This window comes from Streptomyces sp. JLSY215 (assembly GCF_059682825.1).
Genome location: NZ_CM185022.1, coordinates 1,544,286 through 1,559,476, shown reverse-complemented (window position 1 = coordinate 1,559,476; position 15,191 = coordinate 1,544,286). Strand labels below are relative to the sequence as shown.

Annotated in this window: 12 protein-coding genes and 1 pseudogene; 12 read left to right on the top strand and 1 reads right to left on the bottom strand. The window is 69.8% G+C overall.

The window, feature by feature from the left end; all coding sequences use genetic code 11:
• Window positions 1-7: 7 nt before the first annotated feature.
• From AC5677_RS06995 to AC5677_RS06980, 4 genes are all read left to right on the top strand, one after another.
• Window positions 8-820 (top strand): phytanoyl-CoA dioxygenase family protein, encoded by an 813-nt coding sequence (locus AC5677_RS06995; RefSeq protein ID WP_497194139.1) that lies wholly within the window; start codon window positions 8-10, stop codon window positions 818-820.
• Window positions 821-1,002: 182 nt separating this feature from the next.
• The gene (locus AC5677_RS06990; protein ID WP_497194138.1) at window positions 1,003-1,551 is read left to right on the top strand and encodes a YciI family protein; all 549 of its coding nucleotides are present in this window, start codon (window positions 1,003-1,005) and stop codon (window positions 1,549-1,551) included.
• Window positions 1,552-2,480: 929 nt separating this feature from the next.
• Entirely contained in the window at window positions 2,481-3,266 is a 786-nt protein-coding gene (locus tag AC5677_RS06985; RefSeq protein WP_497194137.1) for an AfsR/SARP family transcriptional regulator, read from the top strand.
• A gap of 569 nt (window positions 3,267-3,835) precedes the next feature.
• Complete coding sequence (locus AC5677_RS06980; protein WP_497194136.1) at window positions 3,836-4,297, top strand: SRPBCC family protein; 462 nt, start codon at window positions 3,836-3,838, stop codon at window positions 4,295-4,297.
• A 291-nt stretch (window positions 4,298-4,588) separates the two neighbouring features.
• On the opposite strand, the gene AC5677_RS06975 is transcribed toward AC5677_RS06980, so the two are convergent.
• Window positions 4,589-5,179 carry a dihydrofolate reductase family protein gene (locus AC5677_RS06975; protein ID WP_497194135.1) on the bottom strand — a complete coding sequence of 197 codons (591 nt, stop codon included), beginning with the start codon at window positions 5,177-5,179 and terminating at the stop codon, window positions 4,589-4,591.
• Between the two features lie 402 nt (window positions 5,180-5,581).
• On the opposite strand from AC5677_RS06975, the gene AC5677_RS06970 reads away from it, so the two are divergent.
• The 8 genes and pseudogenes from AC5677_RS06970 to AC5677_RS06935 all read left to right on the top strand — a co-directional run bounded on the left by AC5677_RS06970 (window position 5,582) and on the right by AC5677_RS06935 (window position 15,181).
• Window positions 5,582-5,875, top strand: a complete 294-nt coding sequence (locus AC5677_RS06970; RefSeq protein ID WP_497194134.1) for a hypothetical protein — start codon at window positions 5,582-5,584, stop codon at window positions 5,873-5,875.
• A 128-nt stretch (window positions 5,876-6,003) separates the two neighbouring features.
• Window positions 6,004-6,567, top strand: a pseudogene (locus AC5677_RS06965) (RNA polymerase sigma factor); the annotation flags it as partial.
• Window positions 6,568-6,832: 265 nt separating this feature from the next.
• A complete protein-coding gene (locus AC5677_RS06960; RefSeq protein WP_497194133.1) occupies window positions 6,833-7,585 on the top strand; it encodes a hypothetical protein in 753 nt (250 codons plus the stop codon).
• 332 nt (window positions 7,586-7,917) lie between these two features.
• A complete protein-coding gene (locus AC5677_RS06955) occupies window positions 7,918-9,396 on the top strand; it encodes an amidase (protein ID WP_497194132.1) in 1,479 nt (492 codons plus the stop codon).
• A 223-nt stretch (window positions 9,397-9,619) separates the two neighbouring features.
• Window positions 9,620-10,318: an HAD family hydrolase gene (locus AC5677_RS06950; protein ID WP_497194131.1), complete on the top strand. Its 699-nt coding sequence runs from the start codon at window positions 9,620-9,622 to the stop codon at window positions 10,316-10,318.
• A 27-nt stretch (window positions 10,319-10,345) separates the two neighbouring features.
• A complete protein-coding gene (locus AC5677_RS06945; RefSeq protein WP_497194130.1) occupies window positions 10,346-11,842 on the top strand; it encodes an MFS transporter in 1,497 nt (498 codons plus the stop codon).
• Between the two features lie 220 nt (window positions 11,843-12,062).
• Window positions 12,063-12,611, top strand: a complete 549-nt coding sequence (locus AC5677_RS06940) for a MarR family winged helix-turn-helix transcriptional regulator (RefSeq protein WP_497194129.1) — start codon at window positions 12,063-12,065, stop codon at window positions 12,609-12,611.
• Window positions 12,608-15,181, top strand: a complete 2,574-nt coding sequence (locus AC5677_RS06935; RefSeq protein WP_497194128.1) for an MFS transporter — start codon at window positions 12,608-12,610, stop codon at window positions 15,179-15,181. Before AC5677_RS06940 ends, AC5677_RS06935 begins: the two co-directional genes overlap by 4 nt.
• Window positions 15,182-15,191: the final 10 nt, after the last annotated feature.

Genomic DNA, 15,191 nt, shown 5'->3' with positions numbered 1-15,191 from the left:
AGGCGTCGTGACCCAGTCGATCCACATGGCAGGAAGCATCAGGAGCTCTTATGAGCGGGACGGCTGGTTCTTGTCGCCAGATGTTCTGGACGAGGAGGTGATAGCCGGCGTGACGGCCCGAGTCGAGGCCATGAGCGCCCAGGACCGGCCCGAGGTCGTGTACGAGAAGGGCACCCGGACCGTGCGCGGCATCCACGGATGTCACCTCTTCGACGATGTCTGCAGTCGGCTCGTCCGGCTGCCCGCGCTGCTGGGCCTTGCCGAGGAAATCCTCGGCGAACCGGTCTACGTCTACCAGTTCAAGGTCAACATGAAGCAGCCCGGGGAGGGCGCCGCGTGGCCTTGGCACCAGGACTTCGCCTTCTGGAGCCGGGAAGATGGAATGCCCGCGGACAAGGCGGTCAACATCGCGATCCTCCTCGACGAGGTCCACGAGAAGAACGGCCCCTTGCGCGTCATCCCGGGCAGCCATCGGCAGGGCCTCGTCGGCCCCGAGGCCGACGGGATGGAGGGTGAGGGCGGCGGCGACTGGCGCAACCACGTCTCGGCGGATCTGGAACACACCGTTCCCGACACCTTCGCCGAGGCCCTCGCGGAGCAGTCGGGCACCGAACTGGCGGTGGGACCGGCCGGCTCGCTCTATGCCTTCCACCCGACGATCGTCCACTCGTCGTCCAACAACCTCTCGGACGACCGCCGGGCGCTTCTCCTGGTGACCTACAACGCCGTGAGCAATGCCCCCGAGCGGCTGACCCGGCCGGAGTTCCTCGTGAGCAGGGACACCACCCCGCTGGCCGCGGTCGCGACGAACGCTCTGTGAGCTCGGCTCACCGCGCATTTCGGCCTCTCGGTTCCCTGTCGATCCCGGCGGGGAACCGAGAGGCCGCGCTCTTGATCGCGCCGCGCAGGGCGTGATCGTGCAGGTACCACACCCAGGCGGGTGGACCGCGCCCGGCACGGCCTGCGGTCGGCGAGCCGGGCGTGGTGCTGAAGACTGTGGGCATGGAGTTCTTCTGTTACCACCGCGACCGGCCCGGCTCCCTGACGCTGCGTGAGGAGCTGCTGGAGGAACACCGCTCGTACATGGACCGGTATGCGGCGGAGATGATCGCCCGCGGCCCGAGCCTCACGCGCGACCGCACCGCACCCACCGGCAGCGTGCACATCGTCGACCTGCCCGATGCCGCCGCCGCCCGCGCGTTCGCCTTCGGCGAGCCCGGCTACCAGGCAGGCGTGTACCGCGATGTGCTGCTGCGCCGGTGGCGCAACCTGCTGGGGCGCACGATGTGGGACTTCCCCGGTGGCAGCACCGGCGGCAACCGGTATCTGGTGCTCGGCCTCGGCGCGGGGCGGGCCGCCGATCTCGACCTACCGCCCGACCAGGACGAGTTGATCGCGTACGGGCCGCTGCTGTCCGACGACGGTGTCGCCTGGCTGGGCACGGCGGCGCTGCTGCGTGCCCCGGACCCGGATGCGGCGCGCGCCGTCCTCGACCCGGAGCGGTACGCCGACATCGAGGTGCACAACTGGCAGTTCGGCGGGCGACCGTGAGGAACCGGGGCGCCGTGGCCGGCAGCCGCGACAGGAAGAGATCCCCCTAAACCTTTCGCGGTAACGGGTTTCCGTAGCAGGGCTCGGTAACGGTCTTGGTCACGCGTCCCGGTAACTGATCTCGGTAATGGGTTGAGGTGACGGGCGCCCTGCCGGTGCGGTCGGCGGAACCTCCGGCGGCTCGGGCGGAATCCGCGGTTCCTGAGGATCCGCATCGCCCTCGCGTGAGAGATCCGGCAGGTAGCGGCGAAATCCGCGGTGAAACCGTTAACTGGATCACGGTCGAACTCCGCCCGGCGGGCCGGACCACCCTCGATACTGTCATCGGCCTGTCTCCCGGCGTCGGCTCGGTCGTCACGGTCCGTTCGATCACCGGCTCCACCAACCAGCCGATCGGAAGGCGCAGTTATCCCTATAGGAAATGTCGATAGGTCAAGGGATTGACACGGACGGTGTCCGCGAGGACATGATGCCCGCGTGTGGATAGCCGTAGCGGGGGCGGGCCGGGGGCGAGAGGGGCATTGTCGGGTGCCAGTTGACGGATCCGGGGGCCGTCGAGGAATCAGCGTCATACCAGGGCGGCCTGCCTGAAGCAACGCAGGGCGCAAATCTGACGGCGAGTGCCGGGCCGAGTGCGGGGTTCTCGCCGCAGCAAAGCCAGGCGCTCGGCGGGGGAGTACGGGGGGAGTATTCGATGGTCGGCATGGCGGTGCCTGACGCCCCTGACCATTCGAGGCCCCTCGGTCGGGCGAGCCTTCGGCAGAATCGTTTCCACCAGGGCCGTGTGTGGCAACGGGGTGGGGCCACAGCGGTCCTCGGGGCACGGTCAGTGTCACCAAGCGCGGTGAGAAGTTACCGAGAAAGGTTCATTGGATAGCTTTATGGACGGGGTCTGTACCATTTCGATATGCGCCTTTGGCGCCTTCAAAGTGACGTTCAACGGAGATCCCGTTGAAAGATGGCACGCCGGCAAGGCAAGAAAATTGCTGCAGTTCTTACTGCTGCATCGAGATCAGTCGGTATCGCGCGATGTTCTCTACGATGCGCTCTGGCCCGACGCATTAAGCGCGACCAATTCCAGCGCGTTGAAGGTGGCCGTGCACGCGCTCCGGAAAATTCTGCAGCAGGCGCAGCGGCGGCACCATGCCGAAGGTCTGAATTCCTCCCTTCAAGTGCGCACCTGCGAGTCCGGCTACCGCCTGGAAACCCGTAACGTCTGGACCGATTTCAGCGAGTTCGAATCGCTGGTCGACCGAGCGCATGAGGCGCAGAAGAGACGTGATCTCCACAGCGCGGAAGAGCTGTACGGCAAGGCGGTTGAGGTCTATGGAGGAGACTTCCTGCCGGGCCTGCTGGACGACTGGGCCGCCACCCAGCGCGAGTGGCTGAGGAGCCGCCAGCTCTTCGCCCTGGGATTCCTGTCGGCGAGACGCCTCGAGCAGGGCGATCAGCTCAGCGTGATCGATCTGTGCCGACGCATGCTGGCGGTCGATTCGCTGCACGAGGATTCCTACCGCATGCTCATCTCCGTGCACGCCGAACTCGGTCAACTGGCCCAGGTGCAGCGCTGGTACAGGCTCTGCGCCAAGCGGCTCCGCGACGAGCTGCAGGTGCCTCCGGACGACGAGACCCAGCGCATCTACGAGCACGCGCTACGCGGCCGGCAACTGGTCAGGATGAATGCGCGGTGCCTGCCGGCCGGTGACGTTTCTTGATCCCTGCGGTACGAGGGGATCGAGCGCAGTTCGAGAACATCTGGCCGCGGGTCAACCGCGACGACCGCAACCCACCACCGTCCACTCACGCCACGCGCATCCCCTATCCCACCCGCATCCCCGTCCCCTTCCCCATCCCTACCCGCATCCCCCATGCCCTTCCTCATGTCGCTAGGTGCCACACGACTGCCGCGGGGCCCCGCGTCGAGGGCCTCGCGCGCTCATCGGCCCGGTCCGCCGTCCGCCCGCACGGAGGCGGTGCGCGCCCGGTCGCCCTCCGGTGGCGGACGGGCGGGCGCCAGGGGCTCGTCGACCATGGCGGAAGGTGTGCGCGCTGCGTGACGCGCGTCACTGTCCATGCCGTCACAGTTGCGGCCCCTGTCGTGTCTACAGGGTGAATCGGGTGCGGACAGGGAGGCGAGGGGCATGCGGGGTGAGCGTCGACTCGACCGTCCGCTGACCCGTGAGATCGCCGTCCCCTGGCTCCACGGCAAGTACGCCGTGCGCCGCCCCGACAAGGTGGGTGCGGCGATCGTTCCGCGCCGTCCGGCAAGGAGGAGGGAAGAGACATGGAGACCGTGACGGTGCGACGTGTCATCGCAGCGCCGATCGCCGAGGTATTCGATTGGTGCACCACGACCACCAACTACACCCGTTCCCCGTTCGTCCTCAGGGCACGGCTGGCCCGGCCGGGTGCGGGCGCACCCTATGGAGTGGGCGCTGTCCGGTTGCACACATGGCTGATCGGCTGGTTCCGCGAACGGATCACCGTCTACAACCCGCCGTACGACTTCGACTACACCGTCGAACGCAGCTTCCCGCCGGCCCGGCACGAGCTCGGCCGCATGACCTTCACCGAAGTCGCCGAGGGCACCCAGGTCGACTGGACGTCGACCTTCCAGCTCCCGCTGCCCTTCGGCGCGGCCGCCCTGACCCGCGCATTCGCCAAGCCCGTCATCGCCCACGTCTTCGGGAAGATCCTCGACGCCGCTGACACCGCACTCACCGCTCGCCCGGCCGGCCGCACCTGACCGAGTGCGGGTGGCCGCACCGTGCCTGTCGCTCGTCGCTCGTCGCTCGTCGCTCGTCGCTCGTCGCTCGTCGCTCGTCGCTCGTCGTCCGTCGTCCGTCGCCCGTCGCTCGCCGCGGCACCGTGCCCGCGGCGAGCGCGCCGGGCGCCGCCCTGCCCCTGTCCCTGTCCCGGCACCGTGTGGGCCCTACCTGCGCGGCACGAACTGCGAGAGGAGCAGCTTGTGTTGAGTGCCTGAGAGGGCATGCCGTGCGCGGACCGGCCGGCCCGCGCCGCCGGCTCCCGATGCCGCCTAGGCGACCGACCGGTAGGTGCACACGTGTACGCCCGTACCGCTGGTCACCGTGGAGACCAGTTCCAGCGTGCGCAGCGCACCGTCGTCGGGGAAGAGCCTTTTGCCGCCGCCGAGCAGCACCGGCATGATCATGAGCCGGAGCTCGTCGACCAGGCCCTCCGCCAGAAGGGCACGTACGAGTGTGGGGCTCCCCATGACCAACAGGTCGCCGCCCTCGCTCTCGCGCAGCTTCCGGACCCGGGCGAGGGCCTTGTCGCCGGGGATGCGCGTGGTGTTTTCCCACGTCAGTTCGGCGTCGCCCAGCGTCTGGGACACCACGTACTTCGGGATGGCGTTCATCCGGTCGGCGAACGGGTCGCCGGCCCGCTCGGGCCACGCCGCGGCCATCGTCTGCCATGTGCGGCGCCCGAACAGCAGCGCCTCGGCCTTGGTCAGCGCGTCGGCGAAGGCACCGCCCACCACCTCCGGATCGAAGAAGGGGTGCGACCAGCCGCCGTGGGCGAAGCCCCCATCGGTGTCCTCGTCGGGCCCGCCGGGCGCCTGCACGACGCCGTCCAGGCTCATGAACTCACTGATAACGATGCGCATGGGACTCGCTCCTCTTCCTGTCTTCGGGTGGACATCAAACGGTCGGCAGCAACGGTCGGCGACAAAGAACGGTCGGCGACAAGGAACGGTCGGCGACACGGTGGGACAACAAGGGAGACCGTCGGGCCGCGCCGGAATCATCGCGCCCGCTCGATCCCGCCGTACGCGTCGTCGGGGCCTGCCGCGTGGTGGGGACGATCATGAACCATTCAACGGGCTCGACACGTAACCCTCATAGATCTGATCCTGGCGAGTTCCAGGAGGTCCTCGATGTCTTCCCGTACTGCTGAGGCGGGGCTGAGGGGAGTCGCAGCGATCTGCGCGCTCCTCAGCGCCGTGGTCCATCTCCTTCTCGTCCCGGAACATCTCCGGGAAATGCCGTATATAGGAATCCTTTTCCTTGTGGGCAGTATTGCGCTGCTCGTCGTCGCCGCAGGTCTCGTGCGGCGGAACCCCGTACCGGCGTGGCTGCTGGGTGCAGTGGTCAACGCCGGCATGATTCTCGGCTTCGCGCTGTCCCGGACCGTCGGGCTGCCGGGCTACTACGAACCAGGCTGGGATCCCCCCTACGGGACCCTGTCCATCGTGTCCGAGGCCGTGTTCATCGTCGCCTTCGTCGCCTGGTACGGCATGCGTAGGGCGGGCCCGCCGTCCCGTACGGTCACCCGCTCGGCCGCATCCGTGCACGTGCGGTGACGGCTTCCGGTGGCGGTGATGTCGCGAGCGCGGCCCATGGACCGGCCGGTGGAACGGGGGAGAATGGGGTCGTGGTCTTCCGTATCCGCCGGGCAATCCCGCGGCCGGGGCGGACCGTATATAAGGGCATGCAGAGGTTGCAGCTCCCGGTCGGACGCATCCCGGACGAGGCGCTGCTGGCTGGTCTGGCCACGGGGGACCCCGAGCTCGCCGTCACCTTCGTACGGCGTTTCCAGCACACGGTCTTCGGCGTGGCCATCGCGGTCACCCGCGATGCGCAACTCGCGGAGGACATCTCCCAGCAGACGTTCGAGCGTGCGTGGCGGCACGCGCAGATCTACGACTCGCGCCGTGGATCGGTGACGACCTGGCTGACGACCATCGCGCACAATCTCGCCATCGACGCCGTCCGTGCCCGTCGGCCGGAGCCGGTCGCCCCCGAGGACCTCGACGCGCTGTTGGAGGTGGTGACCGATACTCCCGAGCAGCGGGCGCTCGCCGACGAGGCCTCGTCCACCCTGCGGGCCGCGGTGGGCCGGCTGCCGCGCGAACAGGCCCGTGCCCTGGTCATGGCGGGCATCTACGGGATGACCGCTCGGCAGATCGCCGACCGGGAGCACATCCCCCTGGGCACCGCCAAGACGCGGATCAGGACGGCGATGGGAAAACTGCGGACCACGCTCGCTTCGCCGAATCCCGCGTCTGAGGAGCCCGCATCTGCGGATCCGGCGTCGGCGAGTCCGGCGTCTGCGGATCCGGCGTCTGCGAGTCCGGCGTGTGCGAGTCCGGAGCCTGCGAGTCCTGAATCTCCGAGTCCTGAGGCTGCGAACCCCGCGTCCGCGCAACAGCCTGCGAACCCCAAGTCCCCGAAACCGACATCCGCTGATCCCAAGTCTTCGAACCCAGCATCATCGAACCCAGCATCCTCGAACCCTGCGTCTCCGAAGCGAGGCGACCATGACTAGCCACCTGACCTGCGAAGAGCTGCGCGAGACCGGCGCCGAGCTGGCACTGGGCGTGCTCGCGGGCCGGGAGCGTGCCGAGGCGGCCGCCCATCTGGACCGCTGTGCGGAGTGCCGGGAGTACGTCGAGCAGCTTGCCCTCGTAGGCGACGGGCTGCTCGGCCTCCTGCCCGGCAGTGAGCCGCCGGCCGGCTTCGAAACCAGGGTGGCGCGGCGGCTGACCCGGCTCGCGGCGGCGCGCGACGGACGCGTGACCGCCCGCGGCTTCGGGCTCCGGCGCGAGGGGTTCCGCCGAGGCGCCCGGCTGCGGCTCGCGTCTGCCGCGGCCGTGCTCGCGCTCGGCTTCGGGTTCGGCGGCTGGGCGCTGGGCACGGCGGCCGTCGAACACGGTGCGGCCGCCCCGACACGGCCCGGCCAGGCCGGGGCGGGAATGGTGCGCGCGCAGCTGACCGGCGCCGGTACGTCGGCTCGGCAATCGGTCGGTGAGATCTATGCCCATCCCGGACCACCGGGCTGGGTGTTCATGTCCGTCGATCTCGACGACGCCGGGATTCCGTACAACGGGAAGGTCACCTGCCTGCTGGAGCGTACCGACGGCACCACCGTCCGGCTCGGCACCTTCGACCTGCACCACGGGTACGGCTACTGGGGCGCCCCGAGCTCCGTGGATCCCTCCACGCTCTCCGGAGCCCGCCTGACCTCGGCCGATGGCCGGGTCCTTGCCACCGCGGACTTCGCTGCGCGGTGACCGCGGTTCGGCTGCGGCACCGGGCGTACCGATCACTGCGTACTGCTTGCTGTGTATTGCCCGCTGCGTACTGCTGCCTGCCGCGTACCGCTCGACTGCGTACTGATCACTTCGTGCTGCCGCCGGAGTGCCGAGGCCATGGCCGGATGGGCGAATCGTGGGCCGTCCGGCCTCGTCGTGGCCCGGTGCAACCCGTGATCCGCGTCCGGTGTTCTTTGAGGTGAGGGCGGGAGACGGTCGGAAACGCGAGAGGAGTGCGGAGAGTTCGGGGGGCCTGAGCGCCGACCGTAGCGACCCTTGTGCCCGCAGCGTTCTCGAGGAGGGCCGGATTCATGGACAACACAGCATCTCTGACGGCGACTCAGCTCGCAGAGCTCATCCGAAACCGTGAGATCTCGCCGACGGAAGTGGTGCAGGCGAGTCTCGACCGCATCGAGCTTCTCAACCCCGCGGTGAACGCTTTCGTGACCGTCTGCCGTGACGAGGCGCTCGCCGCGGCGGAGAGGGCGGACCGGGCGGTGGTGTCGGGGGCCGAGCTGGGACCGCTGCACGGCGTGCCGATCGGGGTCAAGGATCTTGATCCGGTCGAGGGCGTCCGGGTGACACGCGGTTCCACACTGTTCGCCGAGGATGTTGCACAGGAGACGATCATGTGCGTGGACCGGCTGGTGAAGGCCGGTGCCATCGTGGTCGGAAAGACCAACACACCCGAGTTCGGATTCAAGGCCACCACGGACAACGCCCTGTTCGGGCCGACCTCCACACCCTTCAACCTGGCCATGAACGCAGGCGGTTCCTCCGGCGGCAGCGCCGCCGCGGTCGCCACGGGAATGGTGCCACTGGCGCAGGGGTCCGACGCGGGCGGCTCGCTGCGGGTGCCCGGGGCCTTCTGCGGCGTGTTCACGATGATGACCACCTTCGGCCGGGTGGCCGTGCCCGCCCGCCCCAACGCCTTCCGCAGGCTCAACCCAATGGTCTGCTACGCCCCCTTGGCCCGTACGGTCGAGGATGCGGTCCTCGGCCTCGACCTCATGTCGGGGCCGCATCCGAGGGACCCCTACTCCTTCCCGCTGCAGGAGTCGCTCGCCTCGGCCCTGACGCCCTCGCTGTCGGGCCTTCGGGTTGCCTACAGCCCCGACCTCGGCGGCTATCCGGTCGAGTCGGAAGTCGAATCCCTGGTGCGGGCCGCGTTGCCGGCGTTCAAGGAGGCCGGGGCCGAGGTCACGGAGGTCGACTTCCGGCTTCCCCTGCCACATGCCGAGCTGACCGCCATGTGGCGCCGCTATCTGTCCCTCTGCCATGCGGAGTCCGCAGAGGTCAGCCGCAGCCAGGGCGTCGATCTGCTCGGTGAGCAGGGGCGGGCGGTCGACCCCCACTACCTGGCGAGCGTGCGTACCGGCGCCGCCCTGAGCGCCGTGGACTTCAGGCTGGGTGACCTGGTGCGCACCAAGGTGCTGGACGCGTTCGAAGACCTCTTCGACGCGTTCGACCTCGTCATCAGCCCGGTGAATTCCGTGGCGGGCATTCCCAACGACGACACCCGCACCACTGTCGGACCGCGCCAGGTCGCGGGCCAGGAAGTCGACCCCTTTGTCGGCTGGTCGCTGACCAGCCCGTTCAACCTGATAGCCAGCCCCGCCGCGACGGTCCCCGTCGGGCGGGCGGCCAATGGCGTGCCGGTCGGCCTGCAGATCGCGGCGCGTCGGCACCGCGACGCGGCCGTCGTCCGGGGCGCCACCGCTTTCCAGAAGCAGTCGCCGTGGCAGGGCCTCTACCGGGACCTCTGGGGCGCTCTCCCCGGACGCGGCTGACCCCGCACCCCGCCGCGCCGACCCCCAGCAGTCAACCGGCACCCCACCAGCCAACCGGCGATGCGCACCGCCCAACCGGCGTCCCGCACCAGCCAACCAGCCAACCGGCCAACCGGCCAACCGCCCCAAGCCCCACCACCGGCCCCCACCCAGCCCCATCGAGCCCGCCCTGCCACCACGGGGGCGAGACGAACCCCTGCGAACCCCTAAGGAAAGTTCTCTGATGACGCACGGTTCCTCCGCAGCACCGCAGTCCGAGTCCCTGCCCGCGGCGGCCCAAGCGGCGCTCTTCGACCTCGACGGCACGCTCATCGCCACCGAACACCGCAGCCGCGCCGCCTGGACCCGGCTCTTCGAGGCCCATGGGCTGGCCGTCGACGACGCGCTGCTCGCCACCTTCGTCGGGCGGCGCGGCCAGGAGGCCCTGGGGGATCATGCGCACCGCTTCCCGGGCAGCACGGTCGAGGAGCTCTTCGACGAGGCCGTCGGATATCTCAACGGCCCTGATATGCCGCCCCCTTACGCCGTGCCGGGAGCCGGCGCACTGGTGAAGAGACTGCATGCCGACGGTGTCCCGATGGCTGTCGTCACCTCGGGGCTGCGGGAGCACGCTCGCGCCCTGCTCGACCTGGTGGGCGGCGCGCATCTCTTCGCCGTAATGATCACCGCCGAGGACGTGAGCCGGGGGAAGCCACACCCGGAGGGCTATCTGGCGGGGTGCGCGGCGCTGGGGGTCGAGCCGGGACGGGCGGTGGCCTTCGAGGACGCGCCCGCCGGTGTGGCGGCTGCCCAGGCAGCGGGCCTGGCCTGTGTGGGGATCACGACGACGCACACCGGCGCGGATCTCCGGTCCGCGGATCTCGTGGTCCCCGATCTCACCACGGTCGACTGGCCGCCCGTACCGATCCACACGACCGTCTGACGCACTCTCACAAGGACTGGCCTCACCATGCAGCAACAGCCCCCTGGTACCGAAAGCGGGGAAACCCCCCGGCAGGCCGTCGCGCCGCAACCCGGCGCCCGGGACGGTGCGGGCCCGGCGCGGAGATGGCGGCTGCTCGCGGTGCTTCTGGCGGCGCAGTTCATGGCCAATGTGGACACCGCGATCGTCAACATCGCCGCGCCGTCGATCCAGAGCGATCTGGGTGCCTCCGGCGGCGAGGCGGGCCTGGTGATTTCGGGTTATGTGGTGGCGTACGCCGTCCTCCTGGTGACCGGAGCCCGGCTGGGTTCCCTGCACGGCCACCGCCGGATCTTCAACACCGGGATGACCGTCTTCACCGCCGCATCACTCGCCTGTGCCCTGGCGCCGGACTCCCTCGTACTGATCATCGCCAGGGTCGTCCAAGGTGCCGGGGCGGCCCTGATGGTGCCCCAGGTGCTCAGCGGCATCCAGCTGCACTTCCCCGGCCGGCAGCGGATCAAGGCCCTGGGCTATTACGCCCTCGCGCTGTCCGGGGGAGCCGTGGCGGGGCAGGCACTGGGCGGTGTGCTCATCGCGGCGGACCTCTTCGGTACCGGCTGGCGCCCGATCTTCTTGATCAATGTCCCGGTGGGGCTGCTGCTGATAGCCGCGGCGATACGGATGATGCCCAGGGACGAAAGGGCCCGTGAGGCACCGGAACTGGACCTGCGGGGGATGGCGCTCCTGTCGGCGGCCGTCCTGCTGCTGATCGTGCCGCTGCTGCTCGGCACGGACCAGGGGTGGCCGGCCTGGACATGGATCTGCCTGGGGCTGAGCCTTCCGGCGCTGGTGGGATTCCGGCTGAGCCAGCGCGAGCTGTCCGCCCGCGGAGGGCGGCCGCTGATAGCCGAAGAGGTGATCCGGCAACGGGCCGTCCGCTGGTGGCTGTGCGCGCACGGCGTGACCACCATGACGTACTTCGCCCTGCTGTTCGTCCTGGCGGTCTACCTCCAGGAGGGCCTGCACCGGGGCCCGGCGTATGCGGGTCTGGCCATGGTCTCCTGGGTGGCCGCCTTCGGCCTCGGCGGTCCGATGCTGGCCCGGACCCCGGAGCGCAGCCGGGCGGCGATGCCGGCGATCGGCTGCCTGGTCCTGGCCGTGGGGTACGCCGCGATATGGGTGTACCTGATGGCCGGAGAGCGTTCCGGACCGCTGATGTTCGTGTTGCTGGGCGTGGGTGGCCTGGGGCTGGGGATCAGCTCCAACTCCCTCATCAGCGCGATGACATTCGCGTTGCCGGAGCGCTATGCCGCCGATCTCTCGGGCGTGATCAGCACCAATGCCCAGCTCGCCGGGGCGCTGGGGGTCGCCACCTTGGGCGGCGTCTATCTCTTCCTCGCGGAGAGAGGCTCGGCGCAGCTCTCGGCCCGCGCGCTGGGCATCGTGCTGTGCATCTCCGCGGTGCTGTCGCTGCTCAGCGCGGTGGCGGCCCAGTTGGCCCGTCGCCGGCCGGCGGCCGAGGGACTGCCCGCGGTGTCCTGAAGCGGGAGGCACGGGGGCGCCGGCGGCACGGGCGGCACGGCGGGAGCGGGGACGGCGACGGTGAAGCCGACGCGGGGGTCCGGACCGGGAATCGGTCCGGACCCCCGCGTCGGAGGGGGTGGTCCATCGCGCTCCGGTATGTGGTTAGACTTGCTAGGTACAAGCAATATTCTTATCGGACCGTCAGGGCTACCGACGGATACATCGGGGGATCACGACGATGGGTAACGGCACGGTCCGTTCCGATGGCCAGACGGACCCGCAGGTCACGGCGGCGTCGGGGCTCGCCGATGCGGCCGCCGGGCTGGGCACGGAGATCGTCCGCTTTTCGCGGCTGATCGCGGCATGGAAGCAGCGTGCCAAGAAGGACACCGGTGCCGCCGACCGGGTGCTGCTGGCCCGGCTCGTGGTCGGCGGCGACCGCAGGGCCACCGATCTGGCCGCGGATGCGTTCCTGGATCTTTCGACGGTCAGCCGTCAGGTGCGCTCCCTGGTGGAGCGGGGCCTGGTCGACCGGCGTCCGGATCCGGAGGACCGCCGCGGGACGCTGCTGACCCCCACCGACGCGGGGCGCGCCGCCTTTGCGCACTACCGGCGTCAGCGCGATGCGGAACTGGCCGAGCTCCTGGAGCCGTGGCCGCCGCAGGACCGGGCCGATCTGATCCGGCTGTTGGGCCGGCTCAACGAGGACTTGGCAGAACAACACGCACGGCAGCTCCCAGGGGGAGACCAGGGCGGCACCGTGGAGCAGGGAGACACACACGAATGAGCACATCCACCTCGCCACCCGTGGCGGAACCCGCGGCGATACCGAGCTCGGGGGGACTGAGCCACCGGCAGATCCTCACCATCCTCAGCGGTCTGATGCTGGGGATGTTCCTTGCCGCGCTCGACCAGACCATCGTCAGCACGTCCATCCGCACCATCGCCGACGATCTGCACGGCCTCAGCCAGCAGGCGTGGGCCACCACCGCCTACCTGATCACCTCGACGATCGCCACGCCGCTCTACGGCAAGCTGTCCGACCTGCACGGCCGCAAGCCGTACTACCTGGCCGCGATCAGCATCTTCGTCGTGGGCTCGGTGCTGTGCACCTTCTCCACCTCGATGACCGAACTGGCCTCGTTCCGCGCGGTGCAGGGTCTGGGTGCCGGCGGTCTGATGTCGCTGGCGCTGGCGATCATCGGTGACATCGTCCCGCCGCGCGAACGCGCCCGCTATCAGGGCTACATGCTCGGTACGTTCGCCACCTCCAGCGTCGCCGGACCGCTGATCGGCGGCGCACTGGCCGGTCAGGACACGCTGCTGGGCATCACCGGCTGGCGCTGGGTGTTCCTGGTCAACGTACCGATCGGCATCATCGCGCTGTTCGTCGTCGCCAAGGTCCTCAACATCCCGCACTCCCGCCGCGACCACCGCATCGACTGGTGGGGCGCGCTGACCATCGCCATCGGCGTCGTGCCGCTGCTGCTCGTCGCGGAGCAGGGGCGCGAGTGGGGCTGGGACTCGACCCGGTCCATCGTCTGCTACGCCGTCGGCGCGGTCGGCATCATCGCCTGGATCTTCGTCGAGCGGTGGGTCGGCGATGACGCGCTGATCCCGATGCGGCTGTTCCGCAACGGCACCTTCAGCATGACCAGCCTGCTGTCCGTGCTGATCGGTATGGGGATGTTCGGCGGAATGCTGATGATCCCGCAGTACCTCCAGCTGGTGAAGGGCGCCAGCCCCACCAAGTCGGGCCTGGAGATGCTGCCGTTGATGGCGGGCATGATGATCGCCTCCATCGCCTCCGGCCAGATCACCGCCAAGACCGGCCGCTACAAGATCTTCCCGATCCTCGGCACGGCGCTGATGATCGCGGCGATGCTGCTCTTCCACTTCCGCGTCCAGTGGGACACCCCACTGTGGGAGACCATGGTCTACATGCTCGTCTTCGGCCTCGGCCTGGGCGGCTGTATGCAGACACTGGTGCTCGCGGTGCAGAACGCCGTGCCGCCGAAGGACATGGGCGTGGCGACCGCCTCGTCCACGTTCTTCCGGCAGATGGGCGCCACCGCCGGTACGGCGATCTTCCTGTCGGTGCTCTTCAGCACGGTCGGCGACAAGATCGGCTCGGCGTTCAAGGCCGCCGCGCACACCGACCGCTTCCAGGCGGCCCTGCACGACCCGTCGGTGCTGCAGGACCCGGCCAACAAGCCGGTGCTGAAGATGCTGCACGGTTCCGGCGGCGACTCCTCCGGCGTGCTCAGCGACTCGTCGTTCATCCAGCACCTCGACCCGCGGCTGGCCGAGCCGTTCAAGCGCGGCTTCGCCGACTCGATGCACACCGTCTTCCTGATGGGCGCGATCGTCGTCGCGGTGGCCTTCCTGCTGGTGCTGTTCGTCAAGGAGGTGCCGCTGCGGCAGATCTCCGGCCTGGAGGCGCGGGCGCAGGCGGACGCGGAGGCGAACGGCCAGGCGCCGGGCGCCGGCAGCGAGGGCGTGCCGTCGGCCGAAGCCCCGGTCGCCGACACCGCCGCGCAGATTCCTCCCCAGGAGCCGGTCCCCGTGGCCGCCGTGGCCCAGGCGCCGGCCGGTCCCGTCATCCAGGGATCCGTACGCGACGGCAACGGCAGCCCGGTGGCGCAGGCGGTGGTCACCCTGATCGACGTCGGCGGGCGGCAGCTCGGCCGCGCCTCGACGTCGGCGGACGGCGGCTACGAGCTGCCCGTCCCCGGTCCCGGCACCTATGTGCTGATCGGCTCCGCCGGATCCCGGCAGCCGCAGGCGGCGACGGTCGTCGTCGGGGCCGAGCCGGTGCGGTTCGAGCTGACGCTGAGCGGTTCGGCGGGGCTCTCCGGCGAGGTACGCGAGGAGAAGGGCGACGAGCCGGTGCCCGGCGCGCTGGTCGTGGCCACCGATGTGCGGGGCGAGGTCGTGGCCTCGGGCCTGGCCGGCCAGGACGGCGGCTTCGCCTTCGGTGAACTGGTCCCGGGCAGCTACACGCTGGCCGTCAGCGCCGACAGCCACCGCCCGTCGGCCCTCCAGGTCGAGGTCGTCTCCGGCACCCGCAACTGGTACGAGGTCCGGCTGACGCACGGCGCGCGGGTGCGCGGCGTGGTGCGGACGGCGAACGGCAACGCGGTCGAGGACGCCCGGGTGACGCTGCTCGACCCGGCCGGCAACGTCGTGGGCACCGCCACCACCGGCAGCGACGGAGAGTACGTCTTCGCCGACCTCGACGGCGGCGAGTTCACGGTGATCGCCTCCGGCTACCCGCCGGCCGCCCGGCCGCTGCGCCTGGAGGGCACCGGACGCAGCGAGTTCGACATCGAGCTGGGGCACGACCCGGTGATCTGACGGCTCGGCC